Source organism: Leifsonia poae (assembly GCF_027921845.1).
GTDB lineage: Bacteria > Actinomycetota > Actinomycetes > Actinomycetales > Microbacteriaceae > Leifsonia > Leifsonia poae.
This window is the reverse complement of the sequence record NZ_BSEN01000015.1, coordinates 470455-491843: the sequence shown is the minus strand read 5'-3', so window position 1 is coordinate 491843 and position 21389 is coordinate 470455. Positions and strand designations below refer to the sequence as shown.

25 protein-coding genes and 1 riboswitch are annotated in these 21389 nt (G+C 69.1%); of the genes, 5 read left to right on the top strand and 20 right to left on the bottom strand.

What is annotated here, in order from left to right:
* Positions 1 to 4 precede the first annotated feature (4 nt).
* Positions 5 to 355: a metallopeptidase family protein gene (locus PKE84_RS17065; protein WP_271178449.1), complete on the top strand. Its 351-nt coding sequence runs from the start codon at positions 5 to 7 to the stop codon at positions 353 to 355.
* 27 nt (positions 356 to 382) lie between these two features.
* On the opposite strand, the gene PKE84_RS17060 is transcribed toward PKE84_RS17065, so the two are convergent.
* The 6 genes from PKE84_RS17060 to PKE84_RS17035 all read right to left on the bottom strand — a co-directional run bounded on the left by PKE84_RS17060 (position 383) and on the right by PKE84_RS17035 (position 4735).
* A complete protein-coding gene (locus tag PKE84_RS17060) occupies positions 383 to 649 on the bottom strand; it encodes a hypothetical protein (protein WP_271178448.1) in 267 nt (88 codons plus the stop codon).
* A gap of 9 nt (positions 650 to 658) precedes the next feature.
* Positions 659 to 1267: a nucleoside/nucleotide kinase family protein gene (locus tag PKE84_RS17055; protein WP_271178447.1), complete on the bottom strand. Its 609-nt coding sequence runs from the start codon at positions 1265 to 1267 to the stop codon at positions 659 to 661.
* On the bottom strand, positions 1251 to 2030 hold the full coding sequence (locus PKE84_RS17050) for an energy-coupling factor transporter transmembrane component T family protein (RefSeq protein WP_271178446.1): 780 nt from the start codon (positions 2028 to 2030) through the stop codon (positions 1251 to 1253). Before PKE84_RS17050 ends, PKE84_RS17055 begins: the two co-directional genes overlap by 17 nt.
* A complete protein-coding gene (locus PKE84_RS17045; protein ID WP_373877161.1) occupies positions 2027 to 3523 on the bottom strand; it encodes an ABC transporter ATP-binding protein in 1497 nt (498 codons plus the stop codon). Before PKE84_RS17045 ends, PKE84_RS17050 begins: the two co-directional genes overlap by 4 nt.
* A gap of 89 nt (positions 3524 to 3612) precedes the next feature.
* Positions 3613 to 4239: an ECF transporter S component gene (locus tag PKE84_RS17040; RefSeq protein ID WP_271178445.1), complete on the bottom strand. Its 627-nt coding sequence runs from the start codon at positions 4237 to 4239 to the stop codon at positions 3613 to 3615.
* A 34-nt stretch (positions 4240 to 4273) separates the two neighbouring features.
* Positions 4274 to 4374, bottom strand: a riboswitch (TPP riboswitch).
* Between the two features lie 25 nt (positions 4375 to 4399).
* On the bottom strand, positions 4400 to 4735 hold the full coding sequence (locus PKE84_RS17035; protein ID WP_271178444.1) for a spore germination protein GerW family protein: 336 nt from the start codon (positions 4733 to 4735) through the stop codon (positions 4400 to 4402).
* A 111-nt stretch (positions 4736 to 4846) separates the two neighbouring features.
* Between PKE84_RS17035 and PKE84_RS17030 the strand changes: the two genes are divergently transcribed.
* The gene (locus PKE84_RS17030; protein ID WP_271178443.1) at positions 4847 to 5758 is read left to right on the top strand and encodes an endonuclease/exonuclease/phosphatase family protein; all 912 of its coding nucleotides are present in this window, start codon (positions 4847 to 4849) and stop codon (positions 5756 to 5758) included.
* A gap of 12 nt (positions 5759 to 5770) precedes the next feature.
* Here PKE84_RS17030 and dinB read toward each other — a convergent pair whose 3' ends face one another.
* Complete coding sequence (gene dinB, locus PKE84_RS17025; RefSeq protein WP_271178932.1) at positions 5771 to 7039, bottom strand: DNA polymerase IV; 1269 nt, start codon at positions 7037 to 7039, stop codon at positions 5771 to 5773.
* A gap of 61 nt (positions 7040 to 7100) precedes the next feature.
* Between dinB and PKE84_RS17020 the strand changes: the two genes are divergently transcribed.
* A complete protein-coding gene (locus PKE84_RS17020; protein ID WP_271178442.1) occupies positions 7101 to 8105 on the top strand; it encodes an aldo/keto reductase family protein in 1005 nt (334 codons plus the stop codon).
* A gap of 30 nt (positions 8106 to 8135) precedes the next feature.
* Here the strand turns inward: PKE84_RS17020 and PKE84_RS17015 are convergent, their stop codons facing one another.
* From PKE84_RS17015 to PKE84_RS16985, 7 genes are all read right to left on the bottom strand, one after another.
* Positions 8136 to 8840 carry a hypothetical protein gene (locus tag PKE84_RS17015; protein WP_271178441.1) on the bottom strand — a complete coding sequence of 235 codons (705 nt, stop codon included), beginning with the start codon at positions 8838 to 8840 and terminating at the stop codon, positions 8136 to 8138.
* Between the two features lie 112 nt (positions 8841 to 8952).
* Positions 8953 to 10650, bottom strand: coding sequence for an MDR family MFS transporter (locus PKE84_RS17010; RefSeq protein ID WP_271178440.1), 1698 nt, complete (start codon positions 10648 to 10650; stop codon positions 8953 to 8955).
* Positions 10647 to 11279 (bottom strand): TetR/AcrR family transcriptional regulator, encoded by a 633-nt coding sequence (locus tag PKE84_RS17005; protein ID WP_271178439.1) that lies wholly within the window; start codon positions 11277 to 11279, stop codon positions 10647 to 10649. Before PKE84_RS17005 ends, PKE84_RS17010 begins: the two co-directional genes overlap by 4 nt.
* Before the next feature lie 73 nt (positions 11280 to 11352).
* The gene (locus PKE84_RS17000) at positions 11353 to 11889 is read right to left on the bottom strand and encodes a DUF1697 domain-containing protein (RefSeq protein WP_271178438.1); all 537 of its coding nucleotides are present in this window, start codon (positions 11887 to 11889) and stop codon (positions 11353 to 11355) included.
* Positions 11890 to 11891: 2 nt separating this feature from the next.
* The gene (locus PKE84_RS16995) at positions 11892 to 12185 is read right to left on the bottom strand and encodes a hypothetical protein (protein ID WP_271178437.1); all 294 of its coding nucleotides are present in this window, start codon (positions 12183 to 12185) and stop codon (positions 11892 to 11894) included.
* Between the two features lie 77 nt (positions 12186 to 12262).
* On the bottom strand, positions 12263 to 13039 hold the full coding sequence (locus PKE84_RS16990; protein WP_271178436.1) for a YidC/Oxa1 family membrane protein insertase: 777 nt from the start codon (positions 13037 to 13039) through the stop codon (positions 12263 to 12265).
* A gap of 72 nt (positions 13040 to 13111) precedes the next feature.
* Positions 13112 to 13417, bottom strand: coding sequence for a DUF6412 domain-containing protein (locus PKE84_RS16985; RefSeq protein ID WP_271178435.1), 306 nt, complete (start codon positions 13415 to 13417; stop codon positions 13112 to 13114).
* An 85-nt stretch (positions 13418 to 13502) separates the two neighbouring features.
* Here PKE84_RS16985 and PKE84_RS16980 point away from each other — a divergent pair, with 85 nt between their 5' ends.
* Together PKE84_RS16980 and PKE84_RS16975 are read left to right on the top strand one after the other, a co-directional pair.
* Positions 13503 to 14168 (top strand): SDR family oxidoreductase, encoded by a 666-nt coding sequence (locus tag PKE84_RS16980; RefSeq protein WP_271178434.1) that lies wholly within the window; start codon positions 13503 to 13505, stop codon positions 14166 to 14168.
* Positions 14169 to 14177: 9 nt separating this feature from the next.
* Positions 14178 to 15872, top strand: coding sequence for a long-chain-fatty-acid--CoA ligase (locus PKE84_RS16975; protein ID WP_271178433.1), 1695 nt, complete (start codon positions 14178 to 14180; stop codon positions 15870 to 15872).
* A gap of 93 nt (positions 15873 to 15965) precedes the next feature.
* Here the strand turns inward: PKE84_RS16975 and PKE84_RS16970 are convergent, their stop codons facing one another.
* From PKE84_RS16970 to PKE84_RS16945, 6 genes are all read right to left on the bottom strand, one after another.
* Positions 15966 to 16829: a hypothetical protein gene (locus tag PKE84_RS16970; protein ID WP_271178432.1), complete on the bottom strand. Its 864-nt coding sequence runs from the start codon at positions 16827 to 16829 to the stop codon at positions 15966 to 15968.
* The gene (locus PKE84_RS16965) at positions 16826 to 17461 is read right to left on the bottom strand and encodes a SatD family protein (RefSeq protein ID WP_271178431.1); all 636 of its coding nucleotides are present in this window, start codon (positions 17459 to 17461) and stop codon (positions 16826 to 16828) included. The genes PKE84_RS16970 and PKE84_RS16965 overlap by 4 nt, the downstream gene beginning before the upstream one ends.
* A gap of 99 nt (positions 17462 to 17560) precedes the next feature.
* A complete protein-coding gene (locus PKE84_RS16960) occupies positions 17561 to 17986 on the bottom strand; it encodes a PaaI family thioesterase (RefSeq protein WP_271178430.1) in 426 nt (141 codons plus the stop codon).
* A 62-nt stretch (positions 17987 to 18048) separates the two neighbouring features.
* Positions 18049 to 19776, bottom strand: coding sequence for an APC family permease (locus PKE84_RS16955; RefSeq protein WP_271178429.1), 1728 nt, complete (start codon positions 19774 to 19776; stop codon positions 18049 to 18051).
* An 82-nt stretch (positions 19777 to 19858) separates the two neighbouring features.
* The gene (locus PKE84_RS16950; protein ID WP_271178428.1) at positions 19859 to 20824 is read right to left on the bottom strand and encodes an oxygenase MpaB family protein; all 966 of its coding nucleotides are present in this window, start codon (positions 20822 to 20824) and stop codon (positions 19859 to 19861) included.
* Positions 20825 to 20828: 4 nt separating this feature from the next.
* Positions 20829 to 21383, bottom strand: coding sequence for a YbaK/EbsC family protein (locus tag PKE84_RS16945; protein ID WP_271178427.1), 555 nt, complete (start codon positions 21381 to 21383; stop codon positions 20829 to 20831).
* Positions 21384 to 21389 lie beyond the last annotated feature (6 nt).

Genomic DNA, 21389 nt, shown 5'->3' with positions numbered 1-21389 from the left:
TGAGATGCTCGACCTGGACGCCGACGCGTTCGAAGCCCTCGTCACCGACGAGCTCGACGAACTGCCGGACGAGATGGTCGACGGGCTCGACAACGTGGTGTTCGTGGTCGAGGACCGCCCGGAAGACGGCTCGCTCGACCTGCTCGGACTCTACGACGGCGTCGCGCTCACCGAACGCGGCGACTACGGTTTCGGCGAGATGCCCGACCGCATCATCCTGTACCGGGAGCCGCTGCTGTCGATCTGCGACGACGAGCAGCAGTTACGGGACGAGATCCACGTCACCCTCGTGCACGAGATCGCGCACTACTACGGGATCGACGACGAGCGGCTGCACGAACTCGGCTGGGCGTAGCCGCCGACAGCTCAGACGGTCCGTCGCTCAGAGCGACTCGTCCTCTTCGTCGGCCTCGACGGGGTCGCTGTCCGGAGCGTCGAAACGGTAGGAGACGTACTTCTCGCCGTTCACCGTGCGCTCGTCGCCGGCGACGTACCAGAACAGCGACTCGAGACCACTGACGGCCGCGACGACACCGATGCGGTCATCGACCTTTCCGTCGACCAGCACCCGGCGGTCAGTCGTTCCTTCCAGGGGTCCGTCAACGTACTCGACGATGTACTCGTGCTCGGACTGGTTCTGATCGCTCATTCCTCAAATCTAGTCCTCGGGACGCGGTACGGCCTGCACCGGCAGGGGCCATTCGGTCACATCGAGTATCAGGTCGGCATTGTGCCGGGGCTGTTCACGCTCGAGATATGCCTCGAAGTCGTGCTGCCACTCGTCCCAGTGCGTCTCGAACGCGAGGCCGTCACGCGCCAGCGCGCGCTCCTTACGCAGCGTGTCGTCTGCGTCCAGCCAGATGCACAGGTCCGCGTCGGCGGCGTTGCCGGCCGTGAGGGTGCCGCAGCCCTCGACGATGAGCGGACGAACGCCATCCACCTCGTGCCACTCGGCCGGGCGATCGGCCGCCCAGTCCCAGCGTCGCCAGCGTCCGCGGCCGGTTCGTCGGAGCGGACCGAGCAGCTCGGCACCGAGCGCCCCGGCCGCCGCGGCGAGGCCGCCCCAGCCGGGATACAGGTCGTCCATGCGCACGAGCACGGGCGCGACGTCGCCGGGCCACTCCGCGACGATCCGGTCGGCCAGCGAGCTCTTGCCGGCGCCGCTCGGGCCGTCGATCAGCACCACCGGCGCCGGACGCCCCGGATCGGCGGCGAGGCGACCGAGCGCGGCGGTCAGGCGCGCGTGCGCGTCAGCTGCCGAGGACATTCCAGCTCCCCACCGCGATCGCGACCGCAGCGGCGGTGGATGCCACGAGCACCGCGACGGCCAGCGTCACCCAGTCGCGCCCGCGGAAGACCGACGGCCGCGCCCACGTGCGTCTCACCGGCGCGCCGAAGCCCCGCGCCTCCATGGCGGTCGCGAGCTTGGTGCCGCGCCGGATCGAGAGCACGAACAGCGCGAACGCCTGGCCGAGCATGCGCCTGATGGCTCCGGTCTCGGCGATCCCCCTGGCGCGCCGGGCGAGGGTCAGCGCGCGCCAGTCGTCGACGAACAGGCCGACGAGGCGCAACCCGGCCAGTCCACCGAGCACGAAGCGGGCAGGAAGACGCAGCACCTGGGCGAGCCCGTCGGCGAGGTCGGTGGGGTCGATCGTGATGAACAGCAGAACGGCGGGCAGTCCGATGGCCAGGATGCGCAGCATCGTCGCGAGGCCGAGCGCGATCGAGCCGTCGCTGATCTCGACGGCCCACCACTGCACGTAGACGGCGCCGCTCGCCTGGCCGTAGAGCACGGTGGTCAGCCCGGCCAGGGGCGCGGCGATCCAGACGGGCGCCGTGCGGACGACCAGCGTGCGCAGCGGAATGCCGGCTACCGTCAACAGCGCGATCTCGAGCACGAGTGCCACCGCTGCGGACACCCAGTCGATCGAGATCAGGAGGACGGCGCTCACGATGAGTGCCGCGCCCAGCTTCGCGACGGGGTTCACGCGGGCGAGCGGGCCCTGGCGCACAGGCGCGAGGATGCTCATGCGACCTCCTCCCCCGTGGCGGAGCCGTCGTGCGCCCCGCGCCCGTCGATCCCGGAGGTCCCTACCCTCGCGACGGTCTCGCCGCTTCGGGAGTCCCCGAGGCGCAGAACGTCCGCGCCGATCGCGGTGACGAACTCCGCGTCGTGCGTCGCTGCGACGATCGCGTGCCCCTCCACGCGCAGCTCGCCGATCATGGCGACCAGGCCGGCCCAGGTCAGCGCGTCCTGCCCGAACGTCGGCTCATCGAGCACGAGCATCCTGGGTCTGGTGGCGAGAGCGGTCGCGACCGAGAGCCGACGCTTCTGGCCGCCGGAGAGCGTGAACGGATTCGCCTCGGCGAGGCCGGCCAGCCCGAGCCGTTCGAGCAGTTCGTCGACCCGCCGCCCGATCTCGTCCTCTGGCTCCCGCACCGCACGCGGCCCGACGGCGAGCTCCTCGCGCACCGTCGAGGCCACGAACTGGTGCTCCGGGTTCTGGAACACACTGCCGATCCGCGTGAGCAGCTGGCGCGATCGCCAGGTCCACGGCTCGGCGGGCGCATCGAGCGCGAACGACGGCTCGGCCCGCAGGGACCCGCCGAGGGGTGGGAGGAGACCGCCGAGCGTGAGTGCCAGCGTGGACTTGCCCGCCCCGTTCGGTCCCGTGAGCGCCAGCGCTGAGCCGGCGGCGATGTGGGTATCGATCTGCAACGGCAGCGGCTGCACGGCCTGCGCCGTACGCCGGCGCCGACGGCGTGATGTCCCACCCCGGCCGATCTCGAGCCTGTCGGCCACCAGCAGTTCCGTGCCGACCCGCACCGGTCGCGCCGGGGCGATCGGCTCGTCCGGCAGCCACACGCCGGCCTGCCGGAGTTCGTTCGAACGGTCGGCCAGCACGGCATCCGGAGCGCCGTCGGCGAGCACACCACCGTCGGCCGCGAGCACGACGACCCGGTCCACGAGGTGCCGCCACACACTGACCCGGTGCTCGACGACCACGAGCGTGGCGCCGGTCGCCTCGAGTGCGGCACCGACCGCGTCGCGCACATCGACGACCCCGTCCGGATCGAGGTTGGCGGTCGGCTCGTCGAGCAGCAGCATCCCCGGACGCATCGCGAGCAGGCCGGCGAGGGCCAGCCGCTGCTTCTGCCCGCCGGAGAGCGCCGCCGTCGGATGGTCGAGCGGGACCCGCAGCCCGACGGCGTCGAGCGCAGCGCGCACGCGTGCCCAGATCGTCTCGCGCGGCACGCCGAGGTTCTCGCAGCCGAAGGCCACGTCGTCGCCCACGCGCGCCAGGATGACCTGGGAGTCCGGATCCTGAAGCAACAGGCCGCTCACGCCTCGGGAGCCCAGCGGAGACTCCCCGGCAACGTCGACGGTGCCGAGCGTGTCACCGTCGTCGTCGCCGCCGAGCACACCGGCTAGCGCCGCCAGGACGGTGCTCTTGCCCGCGCCGGATGCACCCAGCAGGAGCACGCGCTCGCCCGGCTCGATGCGCAGCGTCAGATCGCGCACCGCCCAGGCGGCGCGCCCCGAATACCGCCAGCCCCAGCCGTCGAACCGCGCGCCCGCCGGAGTCGGAGCGTCTCCGCGTCCGCTGATGATTACACCCGCCCCGTCACCTCGCGGCCGGCCGCGAACCTGCTCAGCGCTCCGGTGCGCGCGAGCGCCCTCACCAGCAGCCACGACAGCAGACCGGCGACGACGATGCCCGAGATGGTGGTCGACACCGTGTAGGCGATCGCGAAGGACGCCTTTGCGCCCGGGTAGGAGTAGAGGAGGTCGAGCACCGACTCGGCGAGGCCGGCGCCTGCTCCGGCCAGGAGAGCCACGTAGAGCCGCCAGTTGGCGTAGAGGAACGCCGCGACGACGATCTCGACGCCCAGGCCCTGCACCAGGCCGGACACGAGTGTCATGAAGCCCCACTGCGTACCGATCAGCGCGGAGACGACCGCAGCGACCAGCTCGGTGAAGATCGCCGCTCCCGGCTTGCGGATCACCAGGGCGCCGAGCACGCCGGCGAAGAGCCACGGCCCGTTCAGGATGCCCTGGAAGCCAGGCAGCACGGCCTCGATCGGCGCGGCGATGGGGCTGTACGCCTGACCCCAGGCCCAGAAGATGACACCGCTGGCGACAGCGATCACGCTGGCGACGACGATGTCGACGACGCGCCAGCGGAGGACCCGCCCGGTTCGCGTCGTGGACGGTGTGGATGCGATTGTCGAATGCACTTTTCGTGCCCTTTCATTCGTGGAAAGAGGGCACGGGATGATGAGAATGTCTCCCTGCGCTGGCATGATCCAGATCAGGTTCAACGGTCGAAGCTTGAGAAGCTTCCTCTCAGCCCGGCTCACCGGACTCCCGTGTTCGCACCGAGTCTAGTGCGTTCGCCTACTTCTTGAGTGCTTTGATGACCCGCGACCAGGCGTGGCCGGCCACCCACACGAACGGGATCCCCACGATCAGGAGCGTGATCAGGTTCGGACGGAAGTGCACGCCGCGCTCGTCGCTGACATAGGCGCCGAACGGGATGCTCACCCCGCCGCCACCGGCGCCACCAGGCGCGTCCTCCTCGCCGGCCTCGCCGCCCGAGCCGGCACCGAAACCGTACTGCACAGCGGCGACGGGAACGATCGTCGTTCCGTCGATCTCGACGGGTTCGCCGTAGACCGCCTTGATGCCGTTCGAGCTGATGGTTTCCGCGAGCTTCAGGGAGATGTTCGTCATGCGGGCAACGCTACCCTCCGCCTCCCAGGCTGACCAGGCCATCTCCCGGCCTGCGTCCAGCGTTTGCGGCGGCTTCTCAGGAGTTGACCCTGAATAATCGTGCGAGTGTCGATGATCCGTTCCAGCCGAGGCCCCCGTGGCGTCGTCGTCGGGATCCTCGCACTCGCCGCCGCGGCGCTGCTCCTCTGGCACGGCCTGCTCCCCAACCTGGCAGGCTCCGCCTCGCTCATCGAGACGTTCCTCCCGTGGGTCGGCGTGGCCATCCTGCTGCTCGGCCTCGCGGCGCTGCTGCGGCTGTCACTGTTCGGGGCGCTCTGCGTGGCCGTCGCGGCCGCCGTCTGGGCGGCCAACTTCGGCACGGCGCTGCTTCCAGCGATGCCGGTGGGTGCCGCGGGGATCACCGTCGTCAGCGAGAACATCCACGCCGACAACGTTGCGGCAGCTTCGATCGCGCACGACCTGGCGTCACGCGGGCCCGACGTCATCGCCCTGCAGGAACTCGACGCCACCTCACGCGAGGCGGTCTCCCGGGAACTGGACAAGACCTATCCGCACAGCGACATCGTCGGCACCGTCGGGCTGTGGAGCCGCTACCCGATCACCGATCAGGCGCGTCTCGACCTCGGCCTGGGCTGGGCGCGCGCGCTCCGCGTCGATCTGGCGACTCCGGGTACGCCCACCCGCGTCTACGCGGTGCACCTGGCTTCGGTGCGCCCGGGTCAGTACGAGCAGCGGGACACGATGCTCGCTCAGCTCGCCGACACGCTGACCGCCGACAGGTCGAGCCGTGTGCTCGTCATTGGCGACTTCAACACCGCGTCGACCGACCGCCAGTTCCGTCCCCTGCTCTCGACGATGACCGAGGCGTCGGACAGCGATCTCGGCCTCGGGTTCACCTGGCCGTCGTCGTTCCCCGTCGCGCGGCTCGACCACGCCCTTGTGCGCGGCCTGACGACCGTCTCGAGCTCGGTGCTCTCCGCCAACGGGAGCGACCACCGCGGCATCCTGATCGGCGTGCGGTAGCCGACCCACGCCCTAGTCGCTGAGCCAGCGCGGACTGCGCCCGTCTTCGGCGGCCGCGTCGGCGTCCCTGCCGGGCTTGACCAGCGACGCCGGACCGATCGCGCCCCTGCCGAATCGCGCGCTCACCGCGTCGAGAGTGCGTTCGGTCTCCCGCCACTCCTCGTCGGGGTCCCACAGCGCGAGCCGGTCGCCGCCGCTCTCCGTGAGCTGCTCGACGCGGACCCCGATCAAGCGGATGGGCGTGCGGTCGAGCCCGAGCGCCTCGTACACCTGCCACACCTCTTCGAAGATGCGGCGCCCGACGTTCGTCGCCTCGCCCAGCGTGCGTGACCGGCTCACGGTGCGGAAGTCCGAGAAGCGGAGCTTGAGAGCGACGGTGCGGCCGACCAGTCCGTGCGTGCGCAGGCGTGCGCCGACCTGGTTCGACAGGCGCAGGAGCTCGCGCCGCAGTCGATCCTGGTCGGAGACGTCCACCTCGAAGGTCATCTCGTGCCCGACGCTCTTCTCGCGCGACTCGGGCGTCACGCTGCGGGCGTCCCGGCCGTTGGCCAGTTCATGCAGCTTGCGGCCGGAGGCGTCGCCGACGGCCTTCTGCAGCACGTGCAGCGGCGTGTCGGCCAGGTCGGCGACGGTGCGCAGTCCGAGCCGGGCGAGCGATTCCTGCGTGCTCGCCCCGACGCCCCACAGCGCCCCGACCGGGAGCGGCCGCAGGTAGTCGAGCGTCTCGGCGACCGGGATCACCAGCAGCCCGTCGGGCTTCGCCCGCCCCGACGCGAGTTTCGCCATGAACTTCGTCGAGGCGGCGCCGACCGAGCAGGTCAGCCCCGTCTCCTCGAAGACGCGCGCCCGGATGAGCTCCGCGATGTGACGAGGGGACCCGAGGAGTCGACGAGCCCCCGCGACGTCGAGGAACGCCTCGTCGATGCTGAGCGGCTCCACGATCGGCGTCACCTCGGAGAAGATGCGCATCACCTTCGCCGCGTACTCCTGGTACTTATGCATGTGCGGCGGAAGGATGATCGCCTGCGGGCACAGCCTCAGCGCCTGGGCCACCGGCATCGCCGAGCGCACACCGAAACGGCGCGCCTCGTAGGTCGCACTGGTCACGACCGAACGTGGACCGGGATGCCCGACGATCGCCGGCTTGCCCCGCGCCTCCGGATGATCGAGCAGTTCGACCGCCGCGAAGAAGGCGTCCATGTCGACATGCAGGATGGTGGCCGTCGTGTCGTCGACGGTCGCCGCAGACACGCGTCTGTCGCTGCCGTCCGCTCGTCCCACTCCCCCAGCTTGCCACGCTCCGCCGACATCCGGCCCGGCGTCGCTGGCGTAGTTTGGGACCATGGAATTCAGATACCTCGGCAACAGCGGATTCAAGATCTCGGAGATCATCTACGGCAACTGGCTGACCCACGCATCACAGGTGGAGAACGACATCGCGACGCAGTGCGTTCAGGCTGCTCTCGACGCCGGAATCACCACCTTCGACACGGCGGACGCCTACGCGAACACCGCGGCGGAGAAGGTGCTCGGCGACGCCCTGAAGGGCGAGCGCCGCGCCTCGCTCGAGATCTTCACCAAGGTCTACTGGCCGACCGGTCCCAAGGGCCCGAACGACGTCGGGCTCTCGCGCAAGCACATCCTGGAGTCCATCGACGGTTCCCTCCAGCGACTCGGCTCCGACTACGTCGACCTGTACCAGGCGCACCGCTACGACCACGAGACACCGCTCGAAGAGACCATGCAGGCGTTCGCCGACGTCGTGCGCGCCGGCAAGGCGCTGTACATCGGCGTCAGCGAGTGGGACGCCGAGCAGCTGCGCAACGGCCACGCGCTCGCGAAGCAGCTCGGCTTCCAGCTCATCTCGAACCAGCCGCAGTACTCGATGCTGTGGCGTGTCATCGAGAAGGAGGTCGTACCCACCTCGGGCGAGCTGGGCATCTCGCAGATCGTCTGGTCTCCGGTGGCCCAGGGCGTGCTGACCGGCAAGTACAAGCCGGGCGCCGAGGCGCCGGCCGGGAGCCGCGCCGCCGACGAGAAGGGCGGCGCGAACGCCATCAAGAGCTTCATGCGCGACGACGTGCTCACGGCCGTGCAGCAGCTGCAGCCGATCGCCGACGAACTCGGCCTCACCATGGCGCAGCTCGCCGTCGCGTGGGTGCTGCAGAACCCGAACGTGGCCGGCGCGATCGTGGGCGCCTCCCGCCCGGAGCAGGTCGCGTCGAACGCCGCCGCAGCCGGCGTCCGGCTGTCGTCGGACGTGCTCGGACGCATCGACGAGGCCGTCGGCGATGTCGCGCAGACCGACCCGTCCCTGACGGTCTCGCCCGAGCGTCGGCCGGTCTGATCGCCCGCACCTCGTCTGGGCCGGGCAGGCTCAGACGAGGGCGGCGACCATCGGCGTGAACCAGGCGCGGAAGGCGGCGGAGTCGTCCCGCAGCGACGTGGAGACGATGACGGTGTGCGGTCCGACGATCCACGCGCCGGCTTCCGCCAGCGGCAGCACATAGAGATCGAGCCGGAAGTACCCCGCCTGGCGCCGCAGCACGTGCTCGCGCTCCTGCACCACGTCGACGATGTCGGCGGCGCGCGCGGCGTGCTGCTCCACGCTCGTCGCCGCGTACTCGGCGTGACGTTCGCGGGTCCAGGCCAGCGCGGCCTGGTAGTTGGCCATCACCAGATCCTGCAGCTCGAGCGCGCGATCGAACGCCTCGAAGTGCGGGGGCCGCAGCAGACTGGCGATCGGCCGCCGCTCCCGATCGACCGTCAGCTCGAACCACGCAAGCCACTGCTCACGGAGCGCATCCGGGCCGGTCACGCGATCCGGCTCGGAGGCGGGACGCACCGGCCCGGTGTCCATCCGGCCGACCGCTTGGTCGCGTGCGGGACGGCCGCCCTCGCGCTGAACGGGGACGGTGCCGGTAGCCGCGCGCATGGCCGGCGCCACGGCCGGAGACAGCTCAGGAATGCACGGATCGCCGATCGGAGACAGGCGTCCGAGGTCTCGCAGGGCGAGCGCCATCAGCAGGTCCCACGGACAGTCCTCGGTGACCTGCCATCGAAGGGTCCCTTCGACGAACATGGGGTCATTGTAGGAGCCGCCGGTGACAGCCGCCAGGGTCCGGTGCCCGACAAAACGCGAGCGACCCGCCTCCGGAAGCCGTTCGGAGGCGGGTCGCTCGGTTCACGAGGCGTCAGCGGGAGATGAGCTCCTGCTCGCGCTCGTCTCCGTCGAGGTCGGACGCCGTGTCGGACGCCGCCTCTCCGGATGCCGGGGTACGGTCGGCTTCGCCGGTGACGGCGAGCACCGGATGCGTCGATCCGTCGGTCTCCAGCGTCGTCGGGAGCACGTCCCGATCGATGGTCGTCGCCAGCGGCTTCTCCACCACGAAGCACAGCAGCAGGGCGGCGATCACGAGCAGCGGGACCATGTAGAGGAACACCGGGGTGAGCGCATCGTTGTACGCGCCGACGATGACATCGCGCACCGGTGCCGGCAGCGCCTTGACGATCGCCGGGGTGAACGAGTTGCTCGATCCGCTGGAAGAGGATGCGCCTGCGGGCATCCGGTCTGTCAGCAGCTCGGTGAGGCGGGCGACGAATAGGCTGCCGACGATCGCGGAGCCGAGCGAGGCTCCGATCTGACGGAAGTAGTTGTTCGACGCGGTCGCGGTTCCCACCTGCGACACCGGGAACGAGTTCTGCACGATCAGGATGAGGATCTGCATGCTCATGCCGAGTCCGATGCCCATCACGGCCAGGAACGAGCAGATGATCCACACCGGCAGGGTCGGGGTCATGGTCGACAGCAGCACCAGGGCGACGGCGACGATCACGGTGCCGACGATCGGCAGCCACTTGTAGCGACCGGTCCTGCTGACCAGCTGGCCCGAGACGATCGACGTCAGCAGCAGTGCCGCCATCATCGGGATCATCAGCAGCCCGGCCTCGGTGGCGTTCGCTCCGGTGACCATCTGCAGGTAGGTCGGCAGGTAGGCCAGCGCTCCGAACATCGCGATGCCGATGATGAGACCGGCGATCGTGGTCAGGTTGAAGTTGCGGTCCTTGAACAGCTTCAGGGGCATGATCGGCTCAGCGGCCCGGCGTTCGACGAACACGAACGCCACAGCGGCGACCACGGTGCCCGCGATCAGGGACAGGATGACGGCCGAATCCCACGCGTAGGTGTTTCCGCCCCAGGTCGTGACCAGCACGAGGCAGGTGGAGGCGATCGCGAGGAGCCCCATGCCGGCGAAGTCGAGTCGCGGCGCACGCTGCGCGTTCTTCGGCAGGCGGAGGAAGACGACGGCGGAGGCGATGGCCAGGATACCGAGCGGGATGTTCATCCAGAACGCCCAGCGCCACCCGATGCTCTCGGTGAACCAGCCGCCGAGGAGAGGACCGGCGACGGACGACAGCGCGAACACGCCGCCCATGACGCCCATGTACTTGCCGCGCTCGCGAGCGGGGACGACATCGGCGATGATCGCCTGCGACAGGATCATCAGACCGCCGCCGCCGAGGCCCTGGATGGCACGTCCCGCGATGAGCCAGGTCATGTCACCGGCGAGCCCGCCGACGACCGAGCCGGCGATGAAGAGTGCGATCGCGCCGATGAAGAGGCCCTTGCGGCCGATGAGGTCGCCGAGCTTTCCGTAGACCGGCAGCATGATGGTGGACGCCAGGATGTAGGCCGTGGTGACCCACAGCATGTGGTCGACGCCGTTCAGCTCGCCGACGATGGTCGGGAGCGCTGTGCTGAAGATGGTCTGGTCGAGCGATGCCAGGAGCATCGTGACCATGAGTCCTGCGAAGAGCAGGACGATGGTGCGCTTCTGCGGGGAACCGGCGGAGGTCTTCTCCGCCGTCACCGCCTGGGTGGGTGAGCTCATCTGAGTGTTTCGATTGCCTTTCCGGCGAGCTCGACGGCTCGTCTCGAGAGTTCGTGGGGGGAACGGTCGCCGCCAGCGGCGACCCATTCCTTCACGGCGACGCGCACGGCGCCGCCGCAGAGCGGGAGGATCAGTTCGGCGAGGGTGTTGCGCTCGTCGGCCGGCACGGCGGCGAACGAGGGGTCGTGCGAGAGCAGGGTGGCGGTCGCGGCGGTGAGCTGCTCCCCCATCCGCGTCATCTGCGCGATCTGGCGCGTGAGCAGGCTCGGGTGCTGCCGCACGATCGCCAGCCGGGCCTCGTGCAGCTCGGTGTCGGCGATACCGGGACCGAGCGCGTGCAGGAGCAGGCCGATGACCTGAGCGGTCAGCGACTCCCCCGCGGTGCTGGCCAGGTGCGCGGCCACCAGTTCATCGTCGATCGGGATGTCGCGGACGCCGAGCACGGCGTCCTCTTTGCTCTCGAAGTAGTTGAAGAAGGTGCGGGGAGAGACCGGCACCGAGGCGCAGATCGCGTCGACGGTGGTGTTCTCGAGCCCGACCTCCTGCGCGAGCAGCACGGCGGCGCGCTCGAGCTGAGCGCGGGTTTCGAGCCGCTTGCGCTCACGCAGGCCGAGGGTTTCGTTGATCACCTTTCAATTGTTGCGCTGCGCGTAACTTTTCACAACTGCAAGAATGCATAAATGAACTATTTGCGGAGAGTTCTCAGTTTCGGGTGTCCAGCTCCTCGAGCAGCTTGAGAACCGTGCGCCAGTTGCGGCCCGTCGCCACCTCGCCGACGCTTTTCCAGAAGGATGCGGGCAGCTTCGACTTCGACACCCCCAGCGGACACCACTGGTAGACGGCACGCGTGCCGAGACGCACCAACTCCGGCGCCAGCTCGTCGGAGGGAGGGACCTTCACGCCATCGGGGAGATCGGCTCCCACGAAGGTCACGACGAGTTTGGAGAAGTCGTCGCCGGCGTCGAGCAGCGGGTTGGCGTCGGCGATCCGCCGGAACTCCTGTTCGGTGATCAACAGCACCCGTGCGGCCACACCGGAGCGCGCCTCGATGCCCGCCTCGACCGCACGGCGCTCGCTCTCCCCCGGCGCGCGATCCGCATCGAACACGATGTTCCCGCTCGCGAGGAACGTTCTGACGTCGACGAGGCCGGCCTCCTCGAAAGCGTCGACGAGCTGCTGCTTCGCGACGCGAGTGGTCGGGCCGACGTTGATCCCGCGCACCAGCCCGACGCCGTGCATCCTCAGCCCTCGATCGGGTCGGCAGCCACGAGCAGAGCTTGCTCGATCGACGCCCGCTCGAAGGGGCCGCGGCCGTCGCGGCGGAACTGCGGCTCGTCGAAGGCGACCATCCAGTTCGTGGTCGAGCCGGCGGGCAGATTGACCGAACGCAGGCTCGCGGCGCCCGGCGCCACGATCACCCCGGTGGGCTCGCCGACCCAGTCATCGCCTCCGGCCACCGCCGGCTCGATCACATGCACCTGGACGCCGATGCCGAACCCGGGATCGGACGCCGCGGCGTCGCTACGCTTCTTCATCGCTCAAGCATCGCATCACGAGGGCGTCGATCCGGATTCCCTGGCCGAGCGCCCTCGACGGCGCGAAGCGTCGCCGTTCAGTGCGACGGCGACGGTTCGATCGTCCCCGTCGGCGCGTTGCGTCCCGGGTCGAGGAGACGACGCAGGATGAAGCGCTCGGCGACCGTCCACGCCGTCGACGTCAGGATGTACACCGCGGCGGCGAGCGGGACGAACGCCGCGAACACCACCGTGATGTACGGGAGGAAGGAGAGGGCGCGCACGATGCCCGTCGGCTCCGGCGCCCCCGGCGCCTGCGGCAGTGCGAGCACCCGGCGTGACACGGTCGTGACTCCGGCGATGAGCGCCAGGGTCACGAGGTAGACGAGCATCGCGGGCCAGACCCCTGCTCCGGCGCCGGTGAGCCCCACGAAACTGGTGCCGAGCGGAGCACCGAACGCATGCTCGCTGAGCAGCGTGTTCGCGTGCCCGGCGATCATCGGATGCGTGAAGACGGCGTAGACGAGCGAGATCACCGGGATCTGCAGGAGGAGCGGCAGCATGCCGGCGAAGGGCGAGGCCTTCTCGGTCTGGTACAGCTCCATCGTCTTGCGTGCGAGGGTCTCGCGATCCTTGCCGTGCTTCCGCTGCAGCTCGGCGAGCTGAGGCGCGAGCCGCCGGCGCGTGTACTCCGCCCGCACCTGGCTCACCCCGACGGGGAGCAGGATCGTGCGGACGAGGATCGTGAGGACGATGACGGCGATCAGGCCGCTCGCCGTGCCGGCCAGCGGCTGCACCGCGGCCGAGAGTCCGGTGACGAGGCCGTAGGCCGCGTCGAGAATGGCCGCGATCGGCCCGAAAGAGAAGATGTCCATGGGTGTGTCCCTGCTGTCGAACGGAGAGATGGATTCCGTCTGACCGCGTGCGGCGGGGAGCAGACGCTCCCGCTACGCGGTCTGCAGGGCGTATCCGGGCGCTCGCGGGCGCGGGCGGCCGTCGGCGTCGGGATCGGACTGCGTGAGCAGTCGTGCGCGATCGGCCGGTTCGACCGGCCGCGCCAGGCGCTCGCTCACCTGCAACGAGGTGACGAGGGCCACGAGCGAACGCAGGCCGGCGGTCGCGAGGATCGCGACGAGTCCGACGGCGCCGGCCATACCCGCCAGAGCGACGAGGCTCGCGGGGCTGGACGCACTGAGCGCGGTCTCGAGCGTCGACGCGACGAGGCGTCCGAGCAGCTCGAGGAAGGCGATCATGGTGATGACGCTAACAAAGAACGGGCGATTCGTCGTGAGGTGTTCGCCGTGGGCGCATCCGTGTCGCAAGGGCCATGATGGAAGCATGACTCGCGTTGCAATCGTCGGTGCCCACGGAAAAGTCGCCCAGCAGCTCATGCGGGTGCTCTACGACAGAGGGGACGACTTCGTCGGCGTCGTGCGGAACGACGAGCACGCGGACGACGTCTACCGCCTGGGCGGAGAGGGGGCGATCGTCGACATCGAGGCGGCGACGGCCGAGCAGCTCGCCGCCGCTTTCGCCGGCTGCGATGCTGTCGTCTTCTCGGCCGGCGCCGGCCCGGGCTCCAGCATCGAGCGCAAACGGACGGTCGATTACGGCGGCTCGGTGAAGTCGATGCAGGCGGCCGTGCTCGCCGGGGTCCGCCGTTTCGTGCAGGTGTCCGCCTGGGGTGTCGATGCCCCTCTCCCCGAGGACACAGAACCGGTCTGGCGAGCCTACGTGGAGGCCAAGCGGGACGCGGACGCGGTGCTCCGGCAGTCCGGACTCGACTGGACGATCCTGCGGCCGGGCGGTCTGACGTCCGACGAGGGCACCGGGCTGATCACCCTCGGCGACAGCGTCGCGCAGGGCCGGATCCCCCGCCAGGACGTCGCTCTGCTCATCGCCGAGTGCATCGACGAGCCGGCGACGATCGGCCACCAGTGGGAGGTCATCAGCGGCGAGACACCGGTCGTCGAGGCGATCCGTGCGCTGACCTCGCCCGCGTAGAGTTCCACCGTGAGCATTTACACAGACCGTCCCTGGGTGTCGAGCTACGCGCCGGGGGTGCCCGCCGAGGTCGACCTTCCTGCCGGATCCCTGGCCCACCTCATCGACGACTCGGTCGCCACCTACGGCAAGCACGTCGCGCTGGAGTTCTTCGGCGCGACCACCACGTACGCGGAGCTCGGCGACCAGATCGCACGCGTCGCGGAGGGACTGCGCAAGAAGGGCGTGCGCAAAGGCGATCGCGTCGCCCTGGTGCTGCCGAACTGCCCGCAGCACGTCGTCGCGTTCTACGCTGTCCTGCGCCTCGGCGCCGTGGTGATCGAGCACAACCCGCTCTACACGCCGCGAGAGTTGCGGCACCAGTTCGAGGATCACGGCGCGCAGGTCGCGATCGTGTGGGACAAGGTCGCGAAGACCGTTCAGGACCTGCCGGCCGACCTGGGCGTCACGACGGTCGTCTCCATCGACATCACGCGCGGGATGCCGGCCCCGAAGCGCATCGCCCTCCGGCTCCCGGTGCGCGCCGCGCGCACGGCGCGCGAGCAGTTGACCACGAAGGTCTCCGGAACGGTCACCTGGGAGACCCTTCTCGCCTCCAAGAAGCTGAAGGCCTCGTACCCGCGTCCCGAGCGCGACGATCTGGCGCTCATCCAGTACACGAGTGGCACGACCGGGCAGCCGAAGGGCGCGATGCTCAGCCATCTCAACCTCGCGGTCAACGCCGCGCAGGCGCGTGCCTGGGTCCCGGCGATCGAACGCGGCACTTCCGTCGTCTACGCCGTGCTCCCGCTCTTCCACGCGTACGGTCTGACCCTCTGCCTCACCTTCGCGATGAGCATGGGCTCCCGCCTCGTGCTGTTCCCGAAGTTCGACCCCGACATGGTGCTCGACGTCATCAAGAAGCACCCGGCGACCTTCCTGCCGGCCGTGCCTCCGATCTACGAGCGCCTGGTCGAAGCGGCCGAGAAGCGCAAGGTGTCGCTCTCGGGCATCGAGATCGCGATCTCGGGTGCGATGAGTCTCCCGCAGAGCATCGTGAAGCTCTGGGAGAGCAAGACCGGCGGCTATCTCGTCGAGGGCTACGGCCTCTCCGAGTGCTCGCCGGTGCTGATGGCCAATCCGGTCGGATCAACCCGCCGGGAAGCGACGGTGGGACTCGCCCTGCCGAGCACGGAGCTCCGGGTGGTCGATCCCGAGGATCCGTCGAGCGATCGTGCCTTCGGCGAGGAGGGCGAGCTGCTCGCCCGCGGGCCGCAGGTGTTCTCCGGCTACTGGCGCAAGACCGACGAGACGGCCAAGGTCTTCACCGACGACGGGTGGTTCCGCACCGGCGACATCGTCACCATGGATGCGGACGGATTCGTGCGCATCGTCGACCGCATCAAAGAGCTCATCGTCACCGGCGGATTCAACGTCTCTCCGAGCGAGGTCGAGGACTCCCTGCGCGCGTTCGAGGGCGTCTCCGACGTCGCGGTCGTCGGCCTGCCGAGCCCGCGCGGCGGCGAGGACGTGGTCGCGGCGGTCGTGATGGAGCCGGGGGCATCGTTCGACGAGGCCGCCATCCGCGCGTTCGCACGCGACTCCCTCACGCCCTACAAGGTGCCGAAGCACGTCGTGCAGGTCGACGAGCTGCCGCGTTCGATCGTCGGCAAGGTCATCCGGCGCAAGGTGCGCGACCAGCTCCTCGCCGCGTTCGGGCGCTGACCCGATCTCCCACCGCGTCTCCGGCGAGCGGGACCGATGTCGAGGTTCGCTTTCGCGCCATCTGCGCGTCTCGAAATTGCTAATTGTGGTGGACTATAAGCCATTTCGAAGAACGAACAGATACGCCGTGCACAGGCCCGCGATCGTCCAACTCACGAGACTCCCGACGAGAAACTCCTCGGCCTTCGATCCTTTTCGGCCGTCGGCACTGATCTCGGGGAAGCGGACGATCCCCTTCGCCGCCAGGAGCCCGACGATGACGGCCTCAGCCCCAAAGAGGCCCAGAGCCGTGATGAGAATTCGTTCGAACGGCCCGATGACCCGGCCGCCTTTCAACGTGGTGGCCGCGTGGTCGTCGGATTCTTCCCGTAGAGCGCTCGTTGTTTCCTCGGCCACCGATGCCAGTTCCCTGGAGCGCAGCGAGAGGGTCCATCGTCGTTGTTGCGGCAATGAGGGCCGCTCCGCGCTGACGGTCCGTCCGAAGGCGGCGCGGCAGATCAGATTCGACGTGCGGGTGAGCACAAGCACCACAGCCACCGCTCCGAAGAGCAGCTCGAAGGTGAGATGCAGACCGACGGTGTGCGCGTACGTGTTGAACGCTGTCACAAGCGTCGCTTCGTCACGCGCTCCGGCGTCGACAAAGAGGCCAAAGCTCACGAGCACAACGAATGCGATCGCCGCAGCGAGGAACCACCCGTTGCGCGAACGCCGGACGAACTCGCACTCGAGCCAGATCCAAACCCACGCAAAGAGGGCGATCGTCCCGACAGCGAAGGGAGACAAGCCCAGAACAATCAGGCCGAGAGCAGGCAGAACGAGTGCCGCGACGACTCCGGCGATAATCACCCGTGGCGGAATCGTGATACCGCGGCGATCATCGTGCGGCTCGGGCATCCCCAACACCCCCATGACTACGTCCACGACCGCGATGGTGAACACGAGAAGGGTCGAGATCATGCTGGAATCACGCTGGAGAACTGTTCGAGGCCCGTCACGAGCGCCGTGCCTCCCGATCGGCGGAGCGTCTGGGATACAGCCGGCTGCGTGATGCGCTCGACTGCCGCCAGCTCCTTCTGCGTCCGTCCCTCGAGCAGACCGGCAGCCAGCCGACGCTCTCGAGCCTTCATGCGAGAGATGATGTGGTCGCGCTGAAGGAGCAGCGCGTTGATCGCCGCAGTCATGGTCGCGTCTCCGGAGATGAACCAGGTGCGGAGGTACGGCTGCCCATGCGCTTCAAGCCGGCTACCGGTCGAGATCGCGTCACGCGCCCGCCACCAGGCCGAGCCGTCCTGTATCGACCAGCCGTCACTACTGGATTCCACCTCTCTCGCTTCTCCCTCGCCGATCCCGAATCGGCAATCGATGTCCGTCGGCAACGTCAGTCTTACGAGCGCGGTCGCGGCCAGGGCAGTACCCAGCTCCGCGTAGAGGGCCTGAAACTCGTCGCCGACTGTCGCCCAGAGGGGCAGCTCGGCGGGAAAACGTCGATGCGCGTGTTCGAACTCCGCTCTGATCAAGTCCTGAACCTGAGCTCGATCTGTCAGGTGGCGAGAGCCGACGATGTCGACGATGAGCGCGATTTTGGACACAAATGTCATTATATCGCTTATATTCAATGGATATAAGGAAAAATACCACATCCGTTTGTGCTGGACTGCCCGGCCCCACTGGCGCGGCCGCAGCGAGCCTCAGCCGATCGGGAACACCAGCAGCGAGCCCGTCGCCGTCGCGACCGCCTTGCCCGTCGCATCGGTGACGACGCCGTCGGCGAAGGCGACCCGGTTGCCCGGCTTCGTCACCGTTGCGACGCAGGTCAGCGGACCGGTGCCGGCGAGCACCGGCCGCAGGTAGTTCACCGTGATCTCGATCGAGGTGTAGCCCTGGCCCTGCGGGAGGGTGGTCTGCACCGCGCAGCCGAGGGCCGAGTCGAGCAGCGTGCACACCAGTCCCCCGTGCACCGTGCCGATCGGGTTGTAGTGCGACTCGTCCGGCAGGCACGTGAACGTCGCGGTCCCCGGCCCGACCGCGGTCAGGGACATGCTCATCAGGCTGGTGATCGGTGGCGGCGGGAGCTCGCCGGCGAGCATCGACTGGAGGTATTCGAGGCCGGACATGCTGGGCATCCTCGCGACGCCGGGTGCAGGATCCTGCCATTCGACCACTCGAGTCCGCTCCGTCATCTGCTGTCCTTCTCCTCGTCGTCCGTCTTCTCGGTCACCGGCTCCAGTGTCTCAGCACTCACCGGCGTCTGCCCAGGGGGCAGGTTCGAACGGTCGGGCGAGATGACGGTGCGCCCGGGGCTGGAATCGGGCAGCCCGAAGGTGGGAAGCCCCGCCGGCGTCAGCACCAGCGCGTGCGAGCGCATCGGCAGCGTCTCGCCGCGGAAGTAGTCGGGACGGCGCCACCACCAGATCGCCATGAGCACGGCGCCGATCAGCAGGCCGCCCACGCCCACCACGGCCTCGGCTCCGATGCCGAAGATCGTGACGTTCTTGCCGTCGTCGTCGACCAGCCAGTCCGGGGCGGAGAAGCTGATCAGCCCGTAGATGAAGACCGCGAGCAGCATCAGGCCGCCGACGAAGGGGAACACCCCGCGCATCACGATGCTGCGGAACGAGCCGAACAGCGTCTTGCGGTAGAACCAGACGCAGGCGAAGCCGGTGAGGCCGTAGTAGAACGCGATCATGAGACCGATCGAGCCGATCAGCGCGTTCAGCAGCACCGGGCTGATGAAGGTGAAGATCAGGTAGAAGACCGCGGAGACGATCCCCATTCCGATCGTCGCCCACGTCGGCGTGAGGAACCGGGGGTGGATGCGGGCGAACTTCTCCGGGATCGCCTTGTACGCGGCCATCGAGAGGGCGGTGCGAGCGGTGGGGAGGATCGTCGTCTGCGTCGACGCCGACGCAGAGGTGAGGATCGAGAAACCGAGCAGTGCCATCAGGATCGAGCCGACCACGCCGCCGCCGAACAGTGTCGGCCCGATCGCCGAGAACACGTCGGCCGAGTTCGCCGGGTTGGCGAGTCCGATGCCCTTGTCGCCGACGCCGGCGAAGGCGACGGTCGCGACGGTCACGATGGCGTAGGTGCCGAGCAGGAGCAGGGTGCTGATGATCGCGGCGCGCCCCGGTGTCTTGCCCGGGTCCTTCGTCTCCTCATTGATCGAGACCGCCGTGTCCCAGCCCCAGTAGATGAAGATGGCGGTGAGCATCGCGGGCGCGATGGTCTGGGCGAAGTCGAGCGTGAACGGGTTGAACCAGTCCCACTGCGGGATGAGCGAATACGGCTCCGCATTGCCGGTGTAGACCTTCACGAGCGCGAACACCGCGAAGAAGATCAGGATCAGCACCTCGAACGAGAGCAGCACGTACTGGAGGCGGGCCGAGATCTCGATGCCGCGGTAGCAGATCCAGGTCATCACCGCGATCCAGAGCAGCCCCGCGATCGTCGTCGCGAACGTGTTGTCCGCGAGCGCCGCCACCCCGGGCAGTCCGAAACTGCCGACGAAGGTGAAGGAGTACGAGCCCGCGACCGCGGCGAGGTTCGCCATCACGATCACGTCGGCGACGATGATTCCCCAGCCGCCCATCCATCCGGTGATGGGCCCGAACGCCCTGGTCGCCCAGGTGAAGGTGGTGCCGCAGTCCGGCTCGGCCTTGTTCAGTTCCTGGTAGGCGACGGCGATCAGATACATCGGGACGAAGGCCAGCAGCACGATACCGGGCGCTTTGACGCCGGCGGCGAGGGTGCCGCCGACGACGATGAAGCCGAGGCTCGCGGCCAGACTGTACGCGGGGGCCGTCGAGGCCACCCCGACGACGACGCTCGAGACGAGTCCTAATGCTCCGTCTTTCAGGCCCTTGGATTCCACGCCCTCCGGCGTTGGCGTACTCGTGGTGCTCATCCTGCACTCCCACCGACTCGGGTCCGCTCGTCGATGAGCGGGCCGGCTGGACTCAGGGTAACGCCGAAAGGCCGGAACGTGCTCAATCCCGGGCGGGATCTCCTGCGAGCCGGCTCAGGCGGCGGCGAGCGGCGAGCTCGGCCTGCGTCGTGTTCCCGAGCAGAGCGCCGGCGCCCTTCAGCACCGCCCCGGTCGCGAAGTCGAGCGGCAGCATGCGCCCGACGGGTGCGCTGTGGAAGCCGAGGAGCTCGCGGTGGGCCGGCGTGAGCGTCGACACGGCGGCCCGGAACAGCACGGGATACGACGGGCGGAGCATCCGGCTCAGCGGCGGCCTGCGGATGAAGCGCACGATCTCGTCGACATCGGGACCTCCGCGCAGCTCACCGGCGTCGGTGAAGGCCTCGAGCTGCGCCCGAAGCTGCGTCATGCTGCGCGGCGGATCCTCGACGCCCATGAGCTCGCCCGCCGTCGCCCACTCGGCGACGTAGGCGTCTCCTCCGCCCGGGATCGGCGCGCCCCAGCGCAGGTGCGCCGCGAGGAAGGAGTCGGTGAAGGCGAGGTGCACCCAGGAGGCCAGCTCGGGGTCGTTCGCCGCGTACGGCCTCAGGGCGCCGTGCCCGTCGCGGTAGGTACCGGCCACCCGCGTGTGCATCGACCTGACCATCTGCGAACCGGCGATCGCCTGCTCGCGCGACCCGAAGGTGACGGTGTGGATCCACCGGATGGTGCCCGCGAGCCGTCCCAGCGGGTCCTCGCGATAGCGCGAGAAGTCGCGGACGCCGGCCAGCGCGCCGGGGTGGAGCGCTTGGAGCAGCAGGGCGCGCACGCCCGCGACGAGCGTCGGCATTCCGCCGTGCACCGTCCAGGATGCACTGCCGGGGCCGAAGAAGCCTTCGTCGTCTCCGTCGCCGAGGGCGGTGATCCAGGCCGGGATCTCGTCCGCCCGGCCGGCGAGGGTCTCGATCAGCCGCGATCGCACCGAGCCCAGCACACCCCGCGCCGGATCCGCTGTGCGCCCGGAAGCCGGGGACTCGCCTGATGCCGTCATCCGGTCATCCGGCGATCTCGAGCCCGAGCCCCTCGACGACCTGCACACCGGGAAGCGCGGCGAGCACCGCGCCCGGCAGCAGGACCTTCGACCGGCGGACGCCGGACCCGATGATCACCACGTCGGTCTCCGCCACGCGGCTGTCGACGAACACCGGCCACTCGGCGGGAAGGCCGATGGGGGTGATCCCGCCGTACTCCATGCCGGTCAGCTCCACCGCTCTGTCCATCGACAGGAACGATGCCTTGCGCACGTCGAGCAACCTCTTGACGGTGTTGTTCACGTCGGCGCGCGTGGTCGACAGCACAACGCAGGCGGCGATCTTCTCGACGCCCTCCCGCTTTCCGGCGACGACGACGCAGTTTGCGAGCGTCGAGGCGTCGAGCCCGAACTGCTCGCGCGTCGCGGCCGTGTCGGAGACGGTGGGATCGATCTCGACGACGCCGACCGCATCGAGGAGGTCGGCGCTAGTGAGCGCGCCCGCCGTGGTCGGTGCGAGCAGTGCGGTGTCGGATGATGCGGGGACGGTGGTGAGACCGCCGAGTGTGAAGACGCCCATGCTCCT